An 18,500-nucleotide genomic window follows, 5' to 3' on the forward strand; every position below is an offset into this window, starting at 1 on the left:
AAGGAGGCGATCACTCATGCTTGGCGAACGGCTAAGAACACTCAGACTACGAACCAACCAAACCCAACAGCAGATCGCAGATCAGCTAGGGATCACCCGCGCAGCGTATTCGCATTTCGAAAATGATCGTAACGAACCCGATGGCGAGACCATCGTCAAACTCGCGGAGATTTTTCAAGTATCCACCGATTTTTTATTAGGCAGACAAGTCCCGGCAGGCTTTACGCCGCCCTCTGCAAAAGTTCAAACCGTTGCGGCCCATATTGATGATGACGTCACCGATGAGCAGATGGAAGATATCCTCAGCTACATTGAATTTATAAAACAGCGGCACGCCCAAAAGGAATGATGGAAATGGATAAAGTAGAAGAACTGATGGCCGCCTACCCAGACTTGCACTTTATTTTCGATAAAAATATGCCTGATGGTCAGCAAGGATTGTACATCGATCACCATATTTACTTGAACCCTGACCAATCACAAGAAGACCTCTTGAGCACCATCGGTGAAGAAATCGGTCATTATTTGACCAGTGCTGGCGACATTACCGCCCAAGACACCAACGAAAAACGCAAACAAGAACGCAAAGCCCATGACATTGGTTCTGCGATCGTGGTCACGCCCTATGATATCATCGCTTGTTTTGAAGAAGGCTGCAAAACGTTGGCGGCATGCGCTGATTTTTTAGGTGTCCCCCCACAAACCTTCAAAGACGCAGTCACCTATTATGCTCGCCGCTTTGACGGTATCAAAACCGAAGAAAACTATACCTTGTTTTTCCATATCGACGGCACGATTGAAGTTGTCAAAACCTTTGGCAATCAAGGTTAAGCCTTTTTTGCACAAAAACAGACGTTCCTTTCCTGCTGCTAAATTCAGCGTTGACGGAACGTCTGTTTTTTATCCTTGCATGTTGACCCGCATCAATACGCGGTTCGGTCGATAGTTTTCTGAGGATTGATGAACCAGCGCGCCTTCCTCAAAACGATACAAATTGTATCCATAGCGTTCTTCAAAACGGACCATCCCCTCGCCTTCATCTTCCCCGACAAACGACATACTTGCCACAGTATAGTAAGGAATACCTGCGATCGTTCCCGTAAATGCATGATGGGTATGTCCACTGAGAATACAAGAGATCTGATACTGCTGCAATAATGCCACCAAACGATTGGCACCGGCCCATGCCGGCGTGCTTGCTTGATAAGGCAACAAATGATGGTGCGTCACAAAAACGATCTTTTTCTCTTTGAGCTGCGCCAGCGTGGCTTGCAGCCATTCAAACTGTCGTTCATCTACGATACCGTCGGCATAGCCATAGCAGGAATTATCGAAAGCCACGACCGCCAATGTCTCCGTTTCATAGACTTGATTAAAAGGTGTATCACTGGCCGTTTCTACTGACTTGCCTTGCCAGCCTTGGCGAAAATGCCGTTTAATATCATGATTGCCTAGCGTTACTACGATCGGCACTGAGCCAAAGGCTTTTTCTAGATAATGCTTCAAAGAGGCATAATCGGCAGGCGCGCCATCTTCGGTCAAATCGCCGCTGATCACCACCAAATCAATCGCCCCTCGCGCCTTGGCATCTTGGATACACTCTTCAAGAGGAATCAAGGGATTTTGCATAGCTGCCAGCATTCCTTGATACCCTTCTTCACAAGGCAGGTAACTTTCTCGAAAATGGATATCTGATATATGCAATATATTCATAGGTTTATCTCAATTTCTTTCTGATGATTCCAGTCAACTGGTCTAATAAGAAGACGGTCACAACGACGCCCAACAAAATAATACTTACCTTGCTCCAGGTTCTGGTTTGAATAGCAAAAATCAATGGTGCACCGATCCCGCCGGCACCGACTAACCCTAACGTTGCTGCACTGCGGACCGCAATTTCAAAATGATTCAACGCAAAAGAACTATAGATGGGTGCTAAATAAGGAACCCGCACGAAAAACATCGTTTGCCAAAAGTTGGCACCGACTGCTTGCATCTCTTCCGTCAAGCGCTCATCCATGGCTTCCATTTCTTCGGTGAACAACTTGCCCAGCATACCGATCTGGTGGACACCGATCGCCATAACCCCAGCGAAAGGTCCCGGACCTACCACACGGACAAAAATAATCGCATAAACTAGCTCTGGAAATGCCCGCAAGATATTGCAGATCATTTTGCCGATCTTCGCGACCCACGGCGCAGAAGACCATAGGTTGGCGGCACTCAGCAAGGTCACCGGTATCGCGCAGACTGTTGCGATCATCGTTCCTAGACAGGCGATCCCGATCGTCAGTAACAATAAGCTCCACAGATCCTCCCCGCTACCGTCGTAAAAGAAAGACCAGTCTGGCTGACTCAACCCTTGCAGGACATCTCTTCCCATCGCTAAGGAAAAAGTACTCAATCCGGAATAATCCAGCGTCGCTGCAGATAATGCCAGTAAGATAGCAAAGAGTCCCCATAACAGCCAAGTCGTTTTCTTCACTTCTCTGATCATCATAGGAATGACCTCCTTACCCGCTCACTTAGAAAATCAACGATCGCTACCGTTAGCAAAATCGTCAAGATAATGATCGAGACCCGTTCATAATTCAACAATGCCAATGAGGCGTTCAAGATGACCCCGATCCCGCCGGCACCAACATATCCTAACACCGTCGAAGCTCGAACATTGACTTCAAAGGCATAAAAAGTATAGCTGGCAAACTGGCTGATGACTTGAGGTATGATCGCCCAAACAGTCACTTGAAATTTATTTGCCCCTACCGCCGCCGCTGCTTCGATTGGCGCAAAATCAATGGTTTCGATCGCTTGGAACATCAGCTGTGAAACCATCCCAAAGGTAAAGACCGCGATGGTCAAAACACCAGTGGCTTCACCGATCCCAAAAATCGCTACGAACAATGCCGCCAACAATAAATTGGGGATCGTCCGCACCAGACCTAAGAGAAAACGCATCGGCACAGAGACCCACCGGCTTTCTGTCACGACTGTCGTCGCCAACAGACTCACCGGTATCGCTGCGACTACTCCTAAAACAGTGCCTAAAAAGGACATTTGCAATGTCTTGATCAAGGGCATCATCAGTTGCGGTAAATAACTAAAATCCGGATGCAAAAAGCGAGCCATGAAAGCCGTCATCTGGCTTCGATTCGACCACACTTGGGCAAAATCAGCCCCCGTGATCCAGGCACTGCTTTGAAAAAAGAGCAGCAATAAAAGAATCAGCAGCAGGTGTTTGTACCAATTAAAATGAACTGTTTCTTTCAGTTTCATCGATTTCTCCTGCCTTTTCTTCAAAAATTGCTTTCCCATAGATTTGTTCTAAACGCTGATCCGTCAAAGCGGCTGCGTTGCCGTCAAAAACGATTGCACCTGCTTTTAAGGCAATGATCCTTGTTGCATACTGACGAGCCAAGGGAATCGAATGCAGATTGATGACAATCGTTTTGCCCATTTCTTGATTGATCTTCTTCAAATCCTCCATCACTTTCTCTGTGGTGATGGGATCTAGCGATGCCACGGGTTCATCTGCTAAAATCACTGGCGCTTGTTGGACCAAGGCACGGGCGATGGATACCCGCTGCTGTTGCCCACCACTCAACTGGTCGCTTCTCGTTTGCAGTTTGTCTGACAAGCCGACAGTCGCTAGTGCTTCTTTCGTTCTTTCATAGTCTTCTTTCGTAAATAACCCTAAAATACTTTTCCATGTCCCGTAATACCCCAAACGACCAGATAGCACATTCTTTTGGACAGTACTACGTTTGACCAAATTGAAGCTTTGGGAGATCAATCCGATTTGTCGGCGAATCAAGCGCAATTCTTTTTTATTGGCTTTCGTGACTGATTTGCCATCTACCCGGATATCTCCTTCAGTGATTGGCACTAAGCGATTGATCGAGCGCAAAAAGGTACTCTTACCAGCACCGCTCAAACCAATGATTGCCACAAATTCTCCTTGTTCAATCGTTACATCTATGTTCTGTAATCCTTTGACCCCATTCGGGTAGACTTTGGATACATTCTCAAAAGTTATCATCTGTCTTCTCCATTATGTAGGGACCGCGGCAAAGTTTCCCCAATCGGTCACGGTCTATCTCACTAAAAAATGCACTGATACTGCGTATTCCACCTATTCCCCTAGTAAATCGCTGCACATCTCCGTGTCCCGTTATCCTTCTACCGCAATCCCTGATTTTTTACTCTGCTGCTCGTTTAGTATAGTCGCGAATGGTATCGTAAGCAGAATCAGCTGCTTCTTCATACCCTTGGTGTCCCCACAAGCTCATTGCTTCGGCGCCTTCTTCATCGTCTGCCATATTCAAGAACACTTCTTTGATCTGCTCTTTTAGTTCAGCATCCATCGTCGGTTGAACGGCAATGGCGTCATTCGGGATGTCCCCTTCGGTTAAGTAAAGAACTTTTAGATCTTCGAATAAATCGTTATCTGGGAAGCTTGACGCAAAGACATTCCGTGCCCCTTGAAACACAAAGGCGGCATCCATCTGACCATTCAAGACTGCAGTGATCTCACTTGGAATATCGTTCACCGTCGTTAATGTAGCATCCGTCGTTGGATCAACTCCTGCATCTTTCAACTCGGCAACTGGGTAAATATAGCCGCTGGCAGAGTTCGGACTCAATGTAGCGATTTTTTTCCCTTTTAAGTCCGTCAATTCTGTCATATCGCTATCCGCACGTACCAAGATCTCCCCTTTGAAGGTATTGGTTTTTTCCCCTTCTAATGGCAAGCCGGTCTCTGGATCATAGGCACCTAATTGAGAAGTCAAAATCGCTTCTGCTGCATCCATGTCTTTGGCTTGAACATAAGCGGCTGGCGGCATGATCCCTAAATCAACTTGGCCAGAAGCCATCGCTTCTACGATCGTCGAATAATCCGTTGCTAACGTTACTTCTACTTCACGGTCTAATTTTTTTGATAAATACTCAGCAAACGGTTTTGCTTTGGCTTGCATCGAGCCGTCATTATTGGTCGGTACGAATTGTACCACCAGCTTTTCTTTTTCGGCTGCGGCACTGCTGTCGCTGCTGCTGCTCCCATTCCCACAGCCGGTCAATGCTGCAACTAACGCAATTCCTAACATTCCTTTAACAATTCGTTTCAATGGCATTTTTTCTCCTCCTAATGGTTTGAAGCTTTCTTACATTCAAATCATACCAAGTATCCCTTCAAAATGAAGTGACACATGTCCTATTTTACCTTATTTTTACATACAATTTACATTAGTTTTTATTTATCGTTCGTGTTGAGTCAAAAGGGGAACTAAGCTATACTTAAAGAAAACCATTCAGGAGTGGCTGATTCCCATGAAAAAAATCGATGATACCGCACGCCTCAGGAATTACATTGACACATACGATCTGCAATCTTATATGGACAATGATTTGTTAGCGATGGCCACTTTGCATTCCTTTGAAAAAGAAGAGCACCTGATTCGAACGGGCACGCCTTCTGAATACTTGTATTTTCTCGTAGAAGGAACCGTGATGGTCTATTCCTTCTCTTCGGATACCCAAACGATTTGTATTGATTACGCCAAGCCGGCTGCACCTTTAGGGGAAGCTTCCTCTTTATGGGAACTCTTGCCGAAAAGCAGTGTCAAAGCCGCTTCTGCTTGCGTCTGCGTCTGTATCCCTTTGAATCGCTACCGCAGCACCTTGCAACAAGACGTCCGCTTTTTGCAAACCATCTGTCAGTTGCTCAGTTCCCGCTTGAATTCGGGGATCAACTTAGCGAATTCATTGACGGAACCTGTAGAGACACGGTTGGCCAAATTTATTCTTGCGCATCAAGAAAACCAACACTTTTCCTTTCAGTTAACCACCTGTGCCGCAATCTTGAATGTCAGCTATCGCCACCTGCTGCGAACCTTTACCAGCTTTCGTGAAGACAAGCTGATCGAAAAACAAAAACAGGGCTATGCAATTCTCGATTTCCCCGCTTTAGAGTCGCTTGCCGAAAATTTAAGCCATGTATAAGGAGCAGCCATAAGAATGTTCGGATTTTCCCTGAGTACGCGTTCCTGCTGTTGGTCTTGCCCTTAACTAGCGCTGTGACAAGCATTCTCCACCGAAGAAGGCAAGCGAGACCGGCAACTGCGCCTTATTTTCTTACAAAAAACCCGATCCTTGCTGATATTCAGTCGAGGATCGGGTTTCTTTTGCTTATTTTACGATGGCTAAGAAGTCTTCTCCTTGCAAGACATCGGTTTGATTCATATCCATCACATCTAAATATTGCGGGGTATTCGTCACAACGATTGGTGTAATCGTGGATAAGCCGGCAGCTTTGATCGTATCTAGATCAAACTTCACCAACAAATCACCGCGTTTGACTTGATCGTCTTGTTTAACAAAGACCTCAAAGCCTTTGCCATCTAGTTCCACGGTATCCATACCAATATGCATCAAGACTTCTGCTCCATCCGTAGTGGTCAAACCAACAGCATGGCCGGTAGGAAAGAGCGTCGTGATGGTGCCATCTGCCGGCGCATACAAAGCCCCGACGGTCGGTTCGATGGCGATGCCTTTTCCTAATGCACCAGAAGAAAAGACTTGGTCTTTGACTTCTGCTAAGGGAACCACTTTGCCTTCTAACGGACTGCTGAGGATCACTCGTTCTTTAGACGAACTATCTGTGGGTGCTGCTGGCTCTTTTGCTGGTGCTGCACTGGCATCGGTTGCTGGCTGATCTTCAAAACGTAAGAAGAAGGTCAAGACAAACGCGGCGCCAAAAGCGATAGCCGTTCCGATTGAAGCTGCGATCAGACCACTTAGATCTTTCGTATCTTGTGGGATAAAGGAAGGAAGACTTAGTAAGCTGACTAACCCAAAGGTATAGTTTTCGACTTGGCTGAAGCCGATGAAGGCTCCCCCGATGGCACCACTGATACACGCGGCGATAAATGGTTTTTTCAATGGCAAGGTTACCCCATACACCGTCGGTTCTGTGATCCCAAAAATTGAGGTGATCGTTGAAGAAAGGGCCAAGCCTTTCAATTTCACATTTTTTGTCATAAAGAACACTGCTAGCGCTGCACCACCTTGAGAAAGGACAGCTGGCAACAGCATTGGTACCATGGTATCGACACCGGTTTGACTGAGATTCAACATGATGATCGGCACAAAGCCCCAGTGCATGCCAAACATCACAAAGACTTGCCATAAACCACCCATAACAGCACCAGCGATCAGTGGGCTGAAGTGGTAAATGCTGTCGTAAGCACTACCTAACAAGTTTCCTAAAATCGTTCCTAGTGGACCGACGACAATAAAGGTCAATGGCGCCATGATCAAGAAGACCGCTAAAGGTACACAGATGATCTGTAAGAAGCTAGGAATGACTTTTTTAAAGAAACGTTCCACATAGCTTTGTAAAAAGACCGCTAAAATAATCGGAATGACTGAAGACGTATAAGCACTAGCACCAATAATGACCGGTAGGCCTAAGAAACTCAAGGTTTGTCCAGCCAAAGCGGTAATGTCTGGATGAACCAACGCCATCGCTAAGGAAACCGCTAGAAATTCATTGGTGCGAAACTTTTTCGCTGCAGTAAAAGCCAACATCACTGGTAAATAGGTAAACAACCCATCGGCAATCGCATACAATACGGTGTAGACTCCAGAATCAGCTGCTAACCAATTCAAGGTGACTGCCAGCGTCAAGAATCCTTTTAAGACCCCGGCACCTGCCATTGCGCCTAAAAACGGCGTGAAGATCGACGAAATAATATCCACCAGTTGATTCAACAGGTTGCCTTTGTCGCCTTTGCTGTCTGCTTCACCATCGAAGTTCGCTACTCCATTCAATTCACGGTAAACGTCGCTGACATGACTGCCGATCACCACTTGGTATTGTCCGCCGCTTTGAACGACTTGGATCACGTCGTCGTCTTGATTCAAGCGTGCCGTATCCGCTTTGTTCTCATCTTTTAATTTGAAACGCAAGCGGGTCGCACAATGCACCACGCTGTTGACATTTTCTTTGCCGCCCACCGCATCGAGGACGCGAACTGCAATTTCTTTATTTGAACTCATTTTTTCAACACTCCTTTTTTAATAAAAAAACCCAGATTGAAAAAACGACCGTCCAACGAGTCTTTTCCTCGCTGACTGTTGTCTTTTCAATCTGGGTATTGCCTGCCTGACAGTAACAATCCGTTAATGATTGAATGTTAATTGGTTTGATCATTGACGACACGTTCGATATGGATCGTTAAGTAGATCATTTCTGATTCACCGATCGATTTGTCGTAGGTTTTGATCAAATATTCGTTGATCCGTTGGACCGTTTGAAACGCTTTAGGGTACTTCGATTGCACAAGGGCAAATAAAAATTCATCTTTTTCCCCCGAAAGTTCATCGCTTAAATAGCGCTGCGCAAAATACTGTAAATGCGTGGTGATCCGTTGATAGTTCAAGGAATCTGGGTTAAAGACTCGTCCATAAAAACGACTGATGATTGCCAGTACGTCACGAACGATCTCTACCGCTTGCATCGTGGTTTCCATCGTACCATTTGCTTGTTCGCTATTGACGATATGAAAGGCGATAAAGCCAATTTCCGATTCCGGCAATGAAATCCCGAAGACTTTTTCAAAATAAGCAACGGCATCTGCTGCAACCGCATACTCTTTCGGATAAAATTTGCGGGTCTCAAACAACAATGGATTCGGCAGCTCAATGCCTTCACGTGCCCGAACTAGCGCATAATGGATATGATCGGTCAGTGTCAAATAAATATTTGGCGACAGCTCGATCCCCAATGACGCTTCTGCATCATCCACCACTTGCTTGACGGCTTCGACTTCTTCCACAGGAATGTCTGAAAACAATTGCTGAAACTGATTTGCGGTAAACGTATCCTTTAACACAAATTCTTTTTCGACAAAGGCTTCATCCACTGGATCGCCGACCTTCTTCTTAAACGCAATGCCACGACCCATATAGATCACTTCCTGACCGGCATCATTGGTCGAGATGACGACATTATTATTTAATATTTTCCCAATAACCATCGTTTTCCCTCACTCCAAAATAAAAAAACCTAGAATCTCCCCATTAGCGCACTACGGTCAATTCTGGTTTTGCCTGCCGAACAGTAACAATCCTTGTAACTGAAAGAATAATAACACACCCCTGTGGCAGATGCAACCCTTTTCAATCAGAATTTCTGCAACGTGCTTTTCCTTTGTTATACCATTGAACAATTCTCCTTGCAACATCCTTCACTATCTAAATTGAGTTGTTTTTTAATAAAAAAAGGAATGGCTCAGCTGCAGCCATTCCTAATGTATCAGAGTTGCTTTCTTTGCTGTCCCATGCGCCGCTCTTTCATAGCCGTGCCTAACGTACCATAGGTGAAGACCGCGATCCCTAGCCAAATAAACGCAAAGGCGGAAAATTGGGCCAGTGAATAGGTTTCATGAAACAAAAAGATGGCCAACAAAAGCATGATCGTCGGGTTGACGTATTGAATAAACCCAAGCGTAATGTAAGAAACATTTTTCGCGGCTTCCGCAAACAGCAACAGCGGAATAGCCGTCACGATCCCGGCACCCATCAATAAGAGATTGGTTTGCAAGGGATAATTCATAAAGCCGACGGTTGAAAATCCTAAAATATACACGAGCGCAAAGGGGAAAATCACCATCGTTTCGATCGTTAACCCAGTAACCGAACTAATGGGGATCCTTTTTTTGATCAAGCCATACGTACTAAAGGAAAAGGCCATGATCAGTGAGGCATAAGGAATCGTTCCTGTTTGGATCGATAATAAGATCACCCCGATACTTGCCAGCAGACACGCCAGCATGCCAGTACGACTAAGACGTTCTTTCAAAAAAACGGTTGCTAACAAGACATTGACTAGCGGATTGATATAATAGCCTAAGCTGGCTTGCATCACATGGCCCGCACTCACCGCAAAGATAAAGGTGAACCAGTTGATGGAGATCAGCACAGAAGCTAAAACGATCAGTCCAGCAAACACTTTGTTCTTCCACAGCAGACGCGCTTCTTGTAAAAATTGCTTTTTCTTCCCGGAAAGCAAAATAAACAGCACCATAAAAACAAAGGACCACACGATTCGGTAGCACATCGTTGCTAATGGCGAAACCCCAACGATTATTTTCCAATATAGTGTGACCAAGCCCCACAAGACATAGGCAGACAACCCAAAATAAACGCCTTTATTCTTCATTTTCTCCCTGATTTTTTTCCATGAAAACAAGTCTTTCCTGAAAAAAAATACTCCTCCTAAACCATAAGTTATCTTATTATATCGAATTTTTTGGTTTTTCATAGAGTTTCATGAAATAAATCAAGAAAAGCACCCTTCAAAGAAAGGTGCCCCTCTTTATTCCAGCGGTTCCTCCGCACCTTCCAGCCACACGGCTTCTGGTTTCTGATCACGAATCAAAAATAGCCCCGTTGCAAACAGCAGTCCAGAAGCGATCGTCATCAATAAGAAAGAAACATTCATCCCATGAAGCAGTGCACTCGTCCCCGTTAAGGTCGTGCTGTTTTGCGCCACACTATTCATGATCCCGACAAATAATGCTGTTCCGATGGCCCCTGCCACCGTCCGCAAAGAAGTCAATAACGCTGTTCCATGCGCCGTCAGCTGCGGCGGAATATTTTTATTTCCCCACGTCACAAAGGGCATCAACAAACAGCCTGTGGCGGCACAGCGCAGCATGTTCAAAACCACTGCTACCCAAATCCCCGTGTGCATATGGATGAAATACATGCCGATGTTGCTCAAGACCAGTGAGCCACCGCCGAAAATCGTCAACAGACGGATGCCGACTTTGTCATAGATTCGTCCAGCCACCGGACTTAAAAAAGCCGAGACCAAGGAACCTGGCAAAACGACTAACCCTGAGATCGTCGCTGATTTGCCTAAAATCGACTGCACGTAAAGCGGCATCAGCATCGCCGAACCCATCAAGACCAAGTAAAGCATGATACTGCCAAAGACACTGATGGCATATTCTTTTGTTTTCAAGACCCGCAGATCCAAAAATGGGGTTTCCGCTCTTAACTGACGGAAGACAAAGAAGATCCCTGCTACCAAACCGATCCCTAAGGTTCCTAAAACTGGCAAGCTGAAAAAGCCATAGCTGCCGATATTACCAAAGCCTAAAGTGATCCCACCAAAGGCGAAGGCACTCAAAACAAAAGAGGTCTGATCAAATTTGCTGTTGCTTACTGGTAACACATCATCAAAAACCTTTATGGCCCAAATCAACGAGATCAAAACGATCACGGCAACGATATAAAAAATCGCATGCCAGTTCAAGCGGTCCACGATCAGCCCAGCGATCGTCGGTGCGATCACGGGTGCCGCGGTGATTGAGAGTCCATACCAGCCCATCACGACACCGATGCGATTGATCGGATAGATCGATAAGAGGATCACTTGCGCCATTGCGGTCAAGATTCCATTGCCTACGGCCTGCAAAATACGAGCAAGCATCATGACTAGAAAATTGGGCGCTGCAGCACAAAGCAGCAAGCCCACCAACGCAATTCCTAAGGCAGCGAGATAGAGCTTTTTGGTTGGCACACGATTCATAAGATATGCCGTCAAGGGCATAACGATCGCCATTGCCAAAGAATACCCGCTAGTCAGCCATTGGCCCGTAGTGACGGAAATCTGCAAGTCATTGACGATGGCGGGTAAAGCCGTCGTCAATGCGGTCGCCAACATGGATACGGCAATACATGTAATCATTAAATTAATAAAAATCAGCGTCCGCTGACGTTCCGTTCGTTGGACTGTTTCACTCAATCAACGTCCGCCTCCTTCTCAAGATAAAACTGTTCGATTTTTGCTAAGGCTTGACCAAAGGCTTGTTTTTCTTCTGCCGTCAAATAGGTCAACATTTCTTGGTGCGCCTTGCTGCGTTTTTCTTTCATTCGCTGTGCCTCTTCCTTGCCTGCTTCTGTCAGCGAAATCAAATGACTGCGTTTATCTTTCGGATCGACTTCTTTTTGGATCAGCCCTTTTTCAGCCAGTTTCTTTAGTAGTTCGCCAGTGGATGTCGAACGAATCGCTAAATACGCGGCGAGATCTTTTTGGGTCAACGTGCCTTTTTCGTCCAATACCAGTAAACAATTGAACTGCCCCCGTCCCGGCATAAAGCGTCCATACTTTTGTTCCGCATACCGCCGATTTAATTTATACACTTCAAACAATCGTTCCACGATTTCTTGTTCGGAAACCATCGATCTTCAGCTCCTTTCGCCTCTTCACTATTTAGATAGGTACCTAGTTAAAAGTCCGTTCTCCATTTTACATAGGTACCTATCTATTGTCAAGAAAGGATTGACATTGAGAGCGGATGCAGCAACCAAAAACGAAAAAAGCATTGAAACTTACGCTTCAATACTTTCCTCGTGGTTCTTTTTCTCCGCAAACTCTGCCAGCAGTTGCCGAACTTCATCCGTTGATTTGGTATTCATCAATTTTGCTCGCAAATCACTGGCTCCTGGGAAGCCTTTGACATAGATTTTAAAGAAACGATGCAATCCTGCGATCGAGCGTGGCACCATTTTGGCGTAATGATCCTGCAAGTCTAATTGCAGCTGTAGCAAGCCTAATAGCTCTTCTGAGGTATGCTCTTTCGGTTCTTTTTCAAAGGCATAGGGATTCTTGAAAATACCCCGACCGATCATGATTCCGTCTACGCCATATTTTTCTGCTAGCTCTAAACCTTTGGTACGATCAGGGATATCACCGTTGATCGTCAGCTTCGTTTGTGGGGCGATTCGGTCCCGCAAGGCCACCACTTCAGGAATCAATTCCCAATGGGCATCGACCTTGCTCATTTCTTTGCGGGTTCGTAAATGGATCGAAAGGTTAGCGATATCTTGTTGCAGGACATGGGTCAACCAGGCTTCCATTTCCCCTAGTTCGGTATAGCCCAAACGCGTCTTGACGCTGACCGGCAAGCCGCCAGCTTTGGCTGCTTGGATCAGCTCAGCAGCAACTTCTGGTCGCAAGATTAAGCCGCTGCCTTTGCCTCGTCCGGCAACGTTTGGCACTGGACAGCCCATATTTAAGTCAATCCCTTTAAAGCCCATCTCGGCTAATCCGATACTCATTTCACGGAAATACTCTGGCTTGTCTCCCCAAATGTGGGCTACCATCGGTTGCTCATCTTCGGTGAAGACTAAACGTCCCCGCACACTGTCGCGTCCTTCTGGATGACAGTAACTATCGGAGTTGGTAAATTCCGTAAAGAAAACATCTGGTGCGCCGGCAGCTTGAACGACATGCCGAAAAACGACATCGGTGACATCTTCCATTGGTGCTAGAATAAAAAAAGGCTTCGGCAATTCAGCCCAAAAATTTGTTGTCATGATTTACGCTCCATTTCTTTGTCCAAGGATCTTATTTTATGACCCCACTTGCAAAACAAACCCCATTATACTAAGAATGCGTCAAAGAAGCAAAAGAGCAAGACGACACCCGCCGGTGCTTCGCCTTGCTCTTTTGCAACAGACGCTTAATACTGCCGAATAACTGGTGGTTCGTAAGCTTGAATAAAGACTTCCAGCTCCTGGGTTGTTTGCGCAAAACCGATTTTTTCGCGATCGGCCTGCGTCAAGAACTCATTTTCCACCATGTTGTCATACAAGGCTCTCGTTGCGCGGTAAAAGTTGTTCACATCATAAAAAGCACAAGGATTCGGGTTTTGACCGATTCTTGACCACGAGATCATCTCCGTGATTTCTTCCAGCGTCCCGGGACCACCTGGCAGTGCGACAAACGCCTGCGACAATTCGAACATTTTTCGTTTTCTTTCTGACATCGTCTCGACGACATGGAGTTCGGTCAATCCAGGATGTGCTAGTTCCCGATCTTTTAAAAAGGTTGGGATCACCCCGATCACCTGACCGCCATTTTCTAAGACAGCATCTGCCAGCACGCCCATCAAGCCCGCTTTTCCGCCGCCATAGACCAGCGTATTTTGCCGTGAAGCGATCCACTGCCCCAATTCTTGGGCGGCTGTTGCAAAACTAGGTTCATTACCGACACTGGCACCACAATAGACTGCAATTTTCATAAAACTCTCCATCATCCTTCTCAATCATTTTGAAATAGTATATCATGATTCTGATAAAGGTTCTGGGAAAGGATGGAAAAAAAATTATGAACATTGAGGAATATCAACGATTTATCAGTGACTTCTACAAAGCCCGCAACTGGTATCAATATGATCCGTTTATTCGGGCGAATTTTTTAGCAGAAGAAGTCGGGGAAGTGAGCCGTGCCATTCGGACATTGGAGATTGGCCGTGACCGTCCCGATGAGCAAGAAGGCTTGCCGGAAGAAAAACTGGCAAATCTGACGGAAGAATTGGGCGATGTACTGGATAACTTATTTATTCTCGCCGATAAATACGATATTTCTCTGGAAACAATCATGCAAAAACACAAAGAAAAGCTTTTGTCTCGCTATCAAATGAACCAAGAGACAGAAAAAAACAGCTAACGGGCTACTTGTTGCGTAACGGGCAGCGGCAAAGGTTGCTTTTCCCAAATACAAAAAACCAACGTTTCTGTGGTCAATCGGCCAGTGAAACGTTGATTTTCTTCTATTATATAAAAAGTTGGTTCTCCTTTTTATGGGAATAGGAGGTGTTTATTGTGCCATTTGCTCTACCAGTTCTTCCAAACCAGTCAAGGCTTGGTAGCCGTAGCCAAAGAGATAATTGTAGTCCATGCTGTAGACTTGTTTGTTTTTGATGGCTTTCATGCTAGAGAGTTTGTCGTTTTTGTATAAGCCTTCAATGATTTCTTGACCGGAAACACTGCCTTCGATCGTTGACCAGTCGCCGACGATCAAGACATCGGGATCCGTTTCGATCAAAGTTTCGACACTGACTTCCCCTGAATAGTCTTGAAACACATTGTTCAGTTTGATCATATCAAAGTTGCTATTGAAAAAAGACTCGTCCTGAGCGGCATAGACACTGACAACACTAGGATCAGACATAAAGAGATGGGCAAAGGTTTGCTCTTCTTTGTCTGCTACTTTTTCTTCCAAGGCACTCTGACGATCCTTTAATTCTTTTTCAAAAGCAGCGGCTGCCTCAGGGACATTGAAGAGCTTACCAAGGTTTTCAATGTCTTGATAAACAGAATCAAACGTCGCCCCAGTGACAGAGGTTTCTTGGACATAAGTCGGAATGCCCATCTCATTCAAGGAATCAACGGTGCCGACGCCCCAATCTTGGTTATCGAAAAGTCCCCCGCGGCCAAAAATCAAATCTGGATCCACACTTAAGGCTGTTTCTTTACTGATATAGTCGCTGCCCAGGTCGTTGAGTTCTGCGTAATCGGCAGCAACTTCCTCATCAGCGGCACCAAAGGTTGCACCGACACCCGCAATCTGATCCTTGAGGCCGAGATGCAGCAGCAATTCCGCTGCTGGTCGTGTGTTGGCAACGACTTTTTTTGGTGCCTCATTAAAGGTTTGATCCTTGGCGGTCCATTGCGTGCCGCCTTCTGCTTTGGTGTAGTTGCTGATGGTTAAGGGATACGTACTTTCTGCCTGTGAGGAAGAAGCCGAAGTTCCTTCATCCTTCGTATTGCCGCAAGCGCTTAATGTAAAAACTGCCAATCCTACCCCAATCATTTTTCCCCATTTATTCATCTGTTTGCTCCTTTTCAAAATAATAATGAAACCCTAATCCGCTTGTGATCGGATGATGGTAAATACTGCATTTCACGCCATAGATTTCTTCGATCAGTTCTTCTGTCAGCAGCGTTTCTGGTTCGCCATACCCTACGACCCGACCATCTTTTAAGGCATAGATAATGTCGCAATAGTTGGCTGCTTGTTCCAAATTATGCAGCGCCGCCAACAAGCCAATCTTCAGATGCTTGACGGTCTCTAAGATTTCCAGCTGGTAACGGATATCCAAATGATTGGTCGGCTCATCGAGAATCATAAATTTCGGTTCTTGGGTGATGGCACGAGCAAGGACGACCCGCTGTTTTTCGCCTCCTGATAATGAGAGGTAGCTGCGTTTTCTGTAGGCACTTAACCCTGTTTTGGCTAAGGCTTCGGTGACCAGCTCATGATCGGCTTTGGTGTCTTGTTCCAACAACCCCTTGTGGGGCGTGCGGCCTAAAAGCACCATCTGTTCTACTGTTAAATCAAAGCTCAACTCATTGAACTGACTGACGACGCTGACTTGCTGGGCGACTTTTTTTTCGGAACTTTTCAAAATATTCATCTCACCCAAATAAATTTCGCCGCTGTCTGGTTTCAACGTTTTGTAGATGGCTTTTAACAACGTGGACTTACCACTGCCATTAGAACCAATCAAGCCGACAAATTGCCCCTGTGCGGTTTGGACGGAGATGTCTTTTAGAATCTGCTGATCCCCGATCGTCAGATTGAGCTTTTCAACTGCCAATTTCATCTCGTCACCCCCCAAAGTTGTATTGTCGTTTGACAATGATATAGATAAAGATCGGTGCGCCAATCAGCGCTGTAATGATCCCGATCGGCAGTTCGACTCCTTGCAGGGTCGAGCGGGCGATCACATCCGCCCAAATCAAAAACAACGCGCCTGTCAAAGCGGTCAAAGGCATCAACAGGCGATGATCCGAGCCGCTGACTCCACGTACGATATGAGGAATGATCAAGCCGACAAAGCCGATCATCCCAGAATTCGCCACGATGATACTAGTTAATAGCGCTGCTAGCAGCATGTAAAAACGCCGATAGAAGGTCAGCTTGACCCCTAAGGTGGAAGCAACTTCATCCCCCAGCAAAAGCGTATTCAAAACACGGTATTGCGTCAGGAAGAACAGCGTGATCAAAGAAACCAGAACCACGATAAAGCCCAATTTATTCCAAGAAGCCGAGGCTAGGCTGCCCATCGACCAAAATGCTACGGTCTTCATCCCTTCTGCATTGCTAGCCAGATAGATGATCAAGTTTGAAACAGAGCTGCATAAGGCACTGACGATCGTCCCCGACAGCACAAGTTTTGTGGAAGTCATTTTCCCACCGATACTGGCAAGCAGCAGCACCAAAATAGTCGCAATCCCCGCTCCTGCAAAGGCACCAAACGATAAGCCCAGCTGCAAGACTAGCGCCGAGCCGCCAAAACCGACTAAGATGGCGAAGGTCGCCCCTAGGGATGCGCCAGAAGAGATTCCTAGGATATAGGGATCTGCCAGCGGATTTTGGACCACTGCCTGCATCACCGCCCCACTGATCGCTAACCCCATACCCACAAAAATAGAGAGCAAGACCCGCGGTGCCCGAACAAACCAGACGATATTGATGTTTGCGTCTGAAATACCTGAAAGATCACCAACCAATCCATGGCTGATTTTATAGAAGAGAATTTGGTAAACTTCGCCAAGGGTGATATTGGCTTGTCCGTTTGCCAAAGCAACTCCTGCAGATAAGAGAATGGCGACAACTAAAACACAGCAAATGATTGTCGACACCATCCAACGATTTGATTTAATCAACCCTACCGACATGTGATTCTCCTTTATTCAGCACGATCCCCTCAGATTTCACAGCAAAAACAACCTGACTGTTGCCTCGCCGCCATCATAAAAGAAGCATCTGTGCGTTTTTTCGCTTATAAAAGTGCTTCTCATGAAAAGCGCCAAAGCCATGTGCTACTTTGACATCTATTTGCAAATGAGAATCACTCTCAATGAATAGAGTCATTATAAGGAACCTTTTGTGAAATGTAAATAATTTTCTGAAAATTCCCTTAAATAAGAGTTATTCTAATGTTCGGGATTGATTGGGCGTTTTCCTCTCCATTGACCTATCGAAAACACGGTATCCGTGAAGAAGCAAATTCTTCGGCAAAATAATCCATTTTTTTTTAATGATGAAAAAAGACAGACTTCATTTCGTACGAAGTCTGTCTCCAGTCTAATGCCTATGCTTAGGCAGGCTTTTTCTTGCTAGCTTCCCTTTGTTCGAACGTGAAACCTATGCGTTGCCAAGGATTTGCTGATTCAACGAAATCATCTCCAAAAGACCTTGAGCGGCTTCGCTGCCTTTGTTGCCGGCTTTGGTTCCCGCCCGTTCAACGGCTTGTTCGATCGTTTCAGTCGTCAACACACCAAACATGATCGGAATGTCGGCATTCAGACCAATTTGGGCTACGCCTTTCGCCACTTCATTTGAGATCAATTCATAGTGGGTCGTTGCTCCGCGAATCAAGGCACCTAATGTCACGATCCCATCGTATTGGTTGTGGTCAACGATTTTTTTGGTAATATACGGAATCTCATAAGCACCTGGTACCCAATACACATCGATGTTTTCTGCTTTGACTCCATGACGCACCAAATTGTCTTTGGCGCCTTCCACTAACTTGGAAGTGATAAACTCGTTGAATCGTGAAACCACGATCCCTACTTTGACTGCCTCTCCCTGAAACGTTCCTTCAAATACTGTCATCGCTCATTCTCCTTTG

The 18,500-nt window shown here is 45.8% G+C and carries 20 protein-coding genes; 4 read left to right on the forward strand and 16 right to left on the reverse strand.

All coding sequences use genetic code 11. The features are described from left to right. The first annotated feature begins 16 nt into the window (after positions 1–16). Together IGK85_RS15395 and IGK85_RS15400 are read left to right on the forward strand one after the other, a co-directional pair. On the forward strand, positions 17–349 hold the full coding sequence (locus tag IGK85_RS15395) for a helix-turn-helix domain-containing protein (protein WP_005230670.1): 333 nt from the start codon (positions 17–19) through the stop codon (positions 347–349). 5 nt (positions 350–354) lie between these two features. Then, a complete protein-coding gene (locus IGK85_RS15400) occupies positions 355–831 on the forward strand; it encodes an ImmA/IrrE family metallo-endopeptidase (RefSeq protein WP_008380203.1) in 477 nt (158 codons plus the stop codon). Between the two features lie 69 nt (positions 832–900). Here the strand turns inward: IGK85_RS15400 and IGK85_RS15405 are convergent, their stop codons facing one another. From IGK85_RS15405 to IGK85_RS15425, 5 genes are all read right to left on the reverse strand, one after another. Further along, positions 901–1,713 carry a metallophosphoesterase family protein gene (locus IGK85_RS15405; RefSeq protein WP_008380205.1) on the reverse strand — a complete coding sequence of 271 codons (813 nt, stop codon included), beginning with the start codon at positions 1,711–1,713 and terminating at the stop codon, positions 901–903. A gap of 4 nt (positions 1,714–1,717) precedes the next feature. Then, positions 1,718–2,500, reverse strand: coding sequence for a phosphonate ABC transporter, permease protein PhnE (gene phnE, locus IGK85_RS15410; RefSeq protein ID WP_005230666.1), 783 nt, complete (start codon positions 2,498–2,500; stop codon positions 1,718–1,720). Then, positions 2,497–3,276 carry a phosphonate ABC transporter, permease protein PhnE gene (gene phnE, locus IGK85_RS15415; RefSeq protein WP_008380208.1) on the reverse strand — a complete coding sequence of 260 codons (780 nt, stop codon included), beginning with the start codon at positions 3,274–3,276 and terminating at the stop codon, positions 2,497–2,499. The genes phnE (IGK85_RS15410) and phnE (IGK85_RS15415) overlap by 4 nt, the downstream gene beginning before the upstream one ends. Further along, on the reverse strand, positions 3,248–4,039 hold the full coding sequence (phnC, locus tag IGK85_RS15420) for a phosphonate ABC transporter ATP-binding protein (RefSeq protein WP_005230661.1): 792 nt from the start codon (positions 4,037–4,039) through the stop codon (positions 3,248–3,250). The genes phnE (IGK85_RS15415) and phnC overlap by 29 nt, the downstream gene beginning before the upstream one ends. A 160-nt stretch (positions 4,040–4,199) precedes the next feature. Continuing rightward, positions 4,200–5,132 carry a phosphate/phosphite/phosphonate ABC transporter substrate-binding protein gene (locus IGK85_RS15425; protein WP_008380209.1) on the reverse strand — a complete coding sequence of 311 codons (933 nt, stop codon included), beginning with the start codon at positions 5,130–5,132 and terminating at the stop codon, positions 4,200–4,202. 196 nt (positions 5,133–5,328) lie between these two features. On the opposite strand from IGK85_RS15425, the gene IGK85_RS15430 reads away from it, so the two are divergent. Then, complete coding sequence (locus IGK85_RS15430) at positions 5,329–6,000, forward strand: cyclic nucleotide-binding domain-containing protein (protein ID WP_008380210.1); 672 nt, start codon at positions 5,329–5,331, stop codon at positions 5,998–6,000. 186 nt (positions 6,001–6,186) lie between these two features. On the opposite strand, the gene IGK85_RS15435 is transcribed toward IGK85_RS15430, so the two are convergent. The 7 genes from IGK85_RS15435 to IGK85_RS15465 all read right to left on the reverse strand — a co-directional run bounded on the left by IGK85_RS15435 (position 6,187) and on the right by IGK85_RS15465 (position 14,096). Next, on the reverse strand, positions 6,187–8,058 hold the full coding sequence (locus tag IGK85_RS15435; RefSeq protein ID WP_008380211.1) for a beta-glucoside-specific PTS transporter subunit IIABC: 1,872 nt from the start codon (positions 8,056–8,058) through the stop codon (positions 6,187–6,189). A 137-nt stretch (positions 8,059–8,195) separates the two neighbouring features. Continuing rightward, entirely contained in the window at positions 8,196–9,038 is an 843-nt protein-coding gene (gene licT / locus IGK85_RS15440; protein ID WP_005233287.1) for a BglG family transcription antiterminator LicT, read from the reverse strand. A 278-nt stretch (positions 9,039–9,316) separates the two neighbouring features. Next, complete coding sequence (rarD, locus tag IGK85_RS15445) at positions 9,317–10,222, reverse strand: EamA family transporter RarD (RefSeq protein WP_008380213.1); 906 nt, start codon at positions 10,220–10,222, stop codon at positions 9,317–9,319. Between the two features lie 156 nt (positions 10,223–10,378). Then, on the reverse strand, positions 10,379–11,815 hold the full coding sequence (locus IGK85_RS15450; RefSeq protein WP_008380215.1) for an MDR family MFS transporter: 1,437 nt from the start codon (positions 11,813–11,815) through the stop codon (positions 10,379–10,381). Continuing rightward, positions 11,812–12,252, reverse strand: coding sequence for a MarR family winged helix-turn-helix transcriptional regulator (locus IGK85_RS15455; RefSeq protein WP_005230651.1), 441 nt, complete (start codon positions 12,250–12,252; stop codon positions 11,812–11,814). The genes IGK85_RS15450 and IGK85_RS15455 overlap by 4 nt, the downstream gene beginning before the upstream one ends. A 150-nt stretch (positions 12,253–12,402) precedes the next feature. Continuing rightward, positions 12,403–13,389 (reverse strand): tRNA dihydrouridine synthase, encoded by a 987-nt coding sequence (locus IGK85_RS15460; RefSeq protein WP_005230648.1) that lies wholly within the window; start codon positions 13,387–13,389, stop codon positions 12,403–12,405. Positions 13,390–13,535: 146 nt separating this feature from the next. Next, on the reverse strand, positions 13,536–14,096 hold the full coding sequence (locus IGK85_RS15465) for a TIGR00730 family Rossman fold protein (protein WP_008380221.1): 561 nt from the start codon (positions 14,094–14,096) through the stop codon (positions 13,536–13,538). An 86-nt stretch (positions 14,097–14,182) separates the two neighbouring features. Between IGK85_RS15465 and IGK85_RS15470 the strand changes: the two genes are divergently transcribed. Continuing rightward, positions 14,183–14,524 carry a MazG nucleotide pyrophosphohydrolase domain-containing protein gene (locus IGK85_RS15470; RefSeq protein ID WP_034872892.1) on the forward strand — a complete coding sequence of 114 codons (342 nt, stop codon included), beginning with the start codon at positions 14,183–14,185 and terminating at the stop codon, positions 14,522–14,524. 150 nt (positions 14,525–14,674) lie between these two features. On the opposite strand, the gene IGK85_RS15475 is transcribed toward IGK85_RS15470, so the two are convergent. From IGK85_RS15475 to ribH, 4 genes are all read right to left on the reverse strand, one after another. Then, positions 14,675–15,688, reverse strand: coding sequence for an ABC transporter substrate-binding protein (locus tag IGK85_RS15475; RefSeq protein ID WP_005233274.1), 1,014 nt, complete (start codon positions 15,686–15,688; stop codon positions 14,675–14,677). Further along, complete coding sequence (locus IGK85_RS15480; protein WP_008380226.1) at positions 15,681–16,463, reverse strand: ABC transporter ATP-binding protein; 783 nt, start codon at positions 16,461–16,463, stop codon at positions 15,681–15,683. Before IGK85_RS15480 ends, IGK85_RS15475 begins: the two co-directional genes overlap by 8 nt. 4 nt (positions 16,464–16,467) lie before the next feature. After that, positions 16,468–17,541 (reverse strand): FecCD family ABC transporter permease, encoded by a 1,074-nt coding sequence (locus IGK85_RS15485; protein WP_005233272.1) that lies wholly within the window; start codon positions 17,539–17,541, stop codon positions 16,468–16,470. A 469-nt stretch (positions 17,542–18,010) separates the two neighbouring features. Further along, a complete protein-coding gene (gene ribH, locus IGK85_RS15490) occupies positions 18,011–18,484 on the reverse strand; it encodes a 6,7-dimethyl-8-ribityllumazine synthase (protein WP_008380228.1) in 474 nt (157 codons plus the stop codon). Positions 18,485–18,500 lie beyond the last annotated feature (16 nt).

The organism is Enterococcus sp. AZ015, assembly GCF_050499225.1.
Lineage (GTDB): Bacteria > Bacillota > Bacilli > Lactobacillales > Enterococcaceae > Enterococcus_D > Enterococcus_D entomosocium.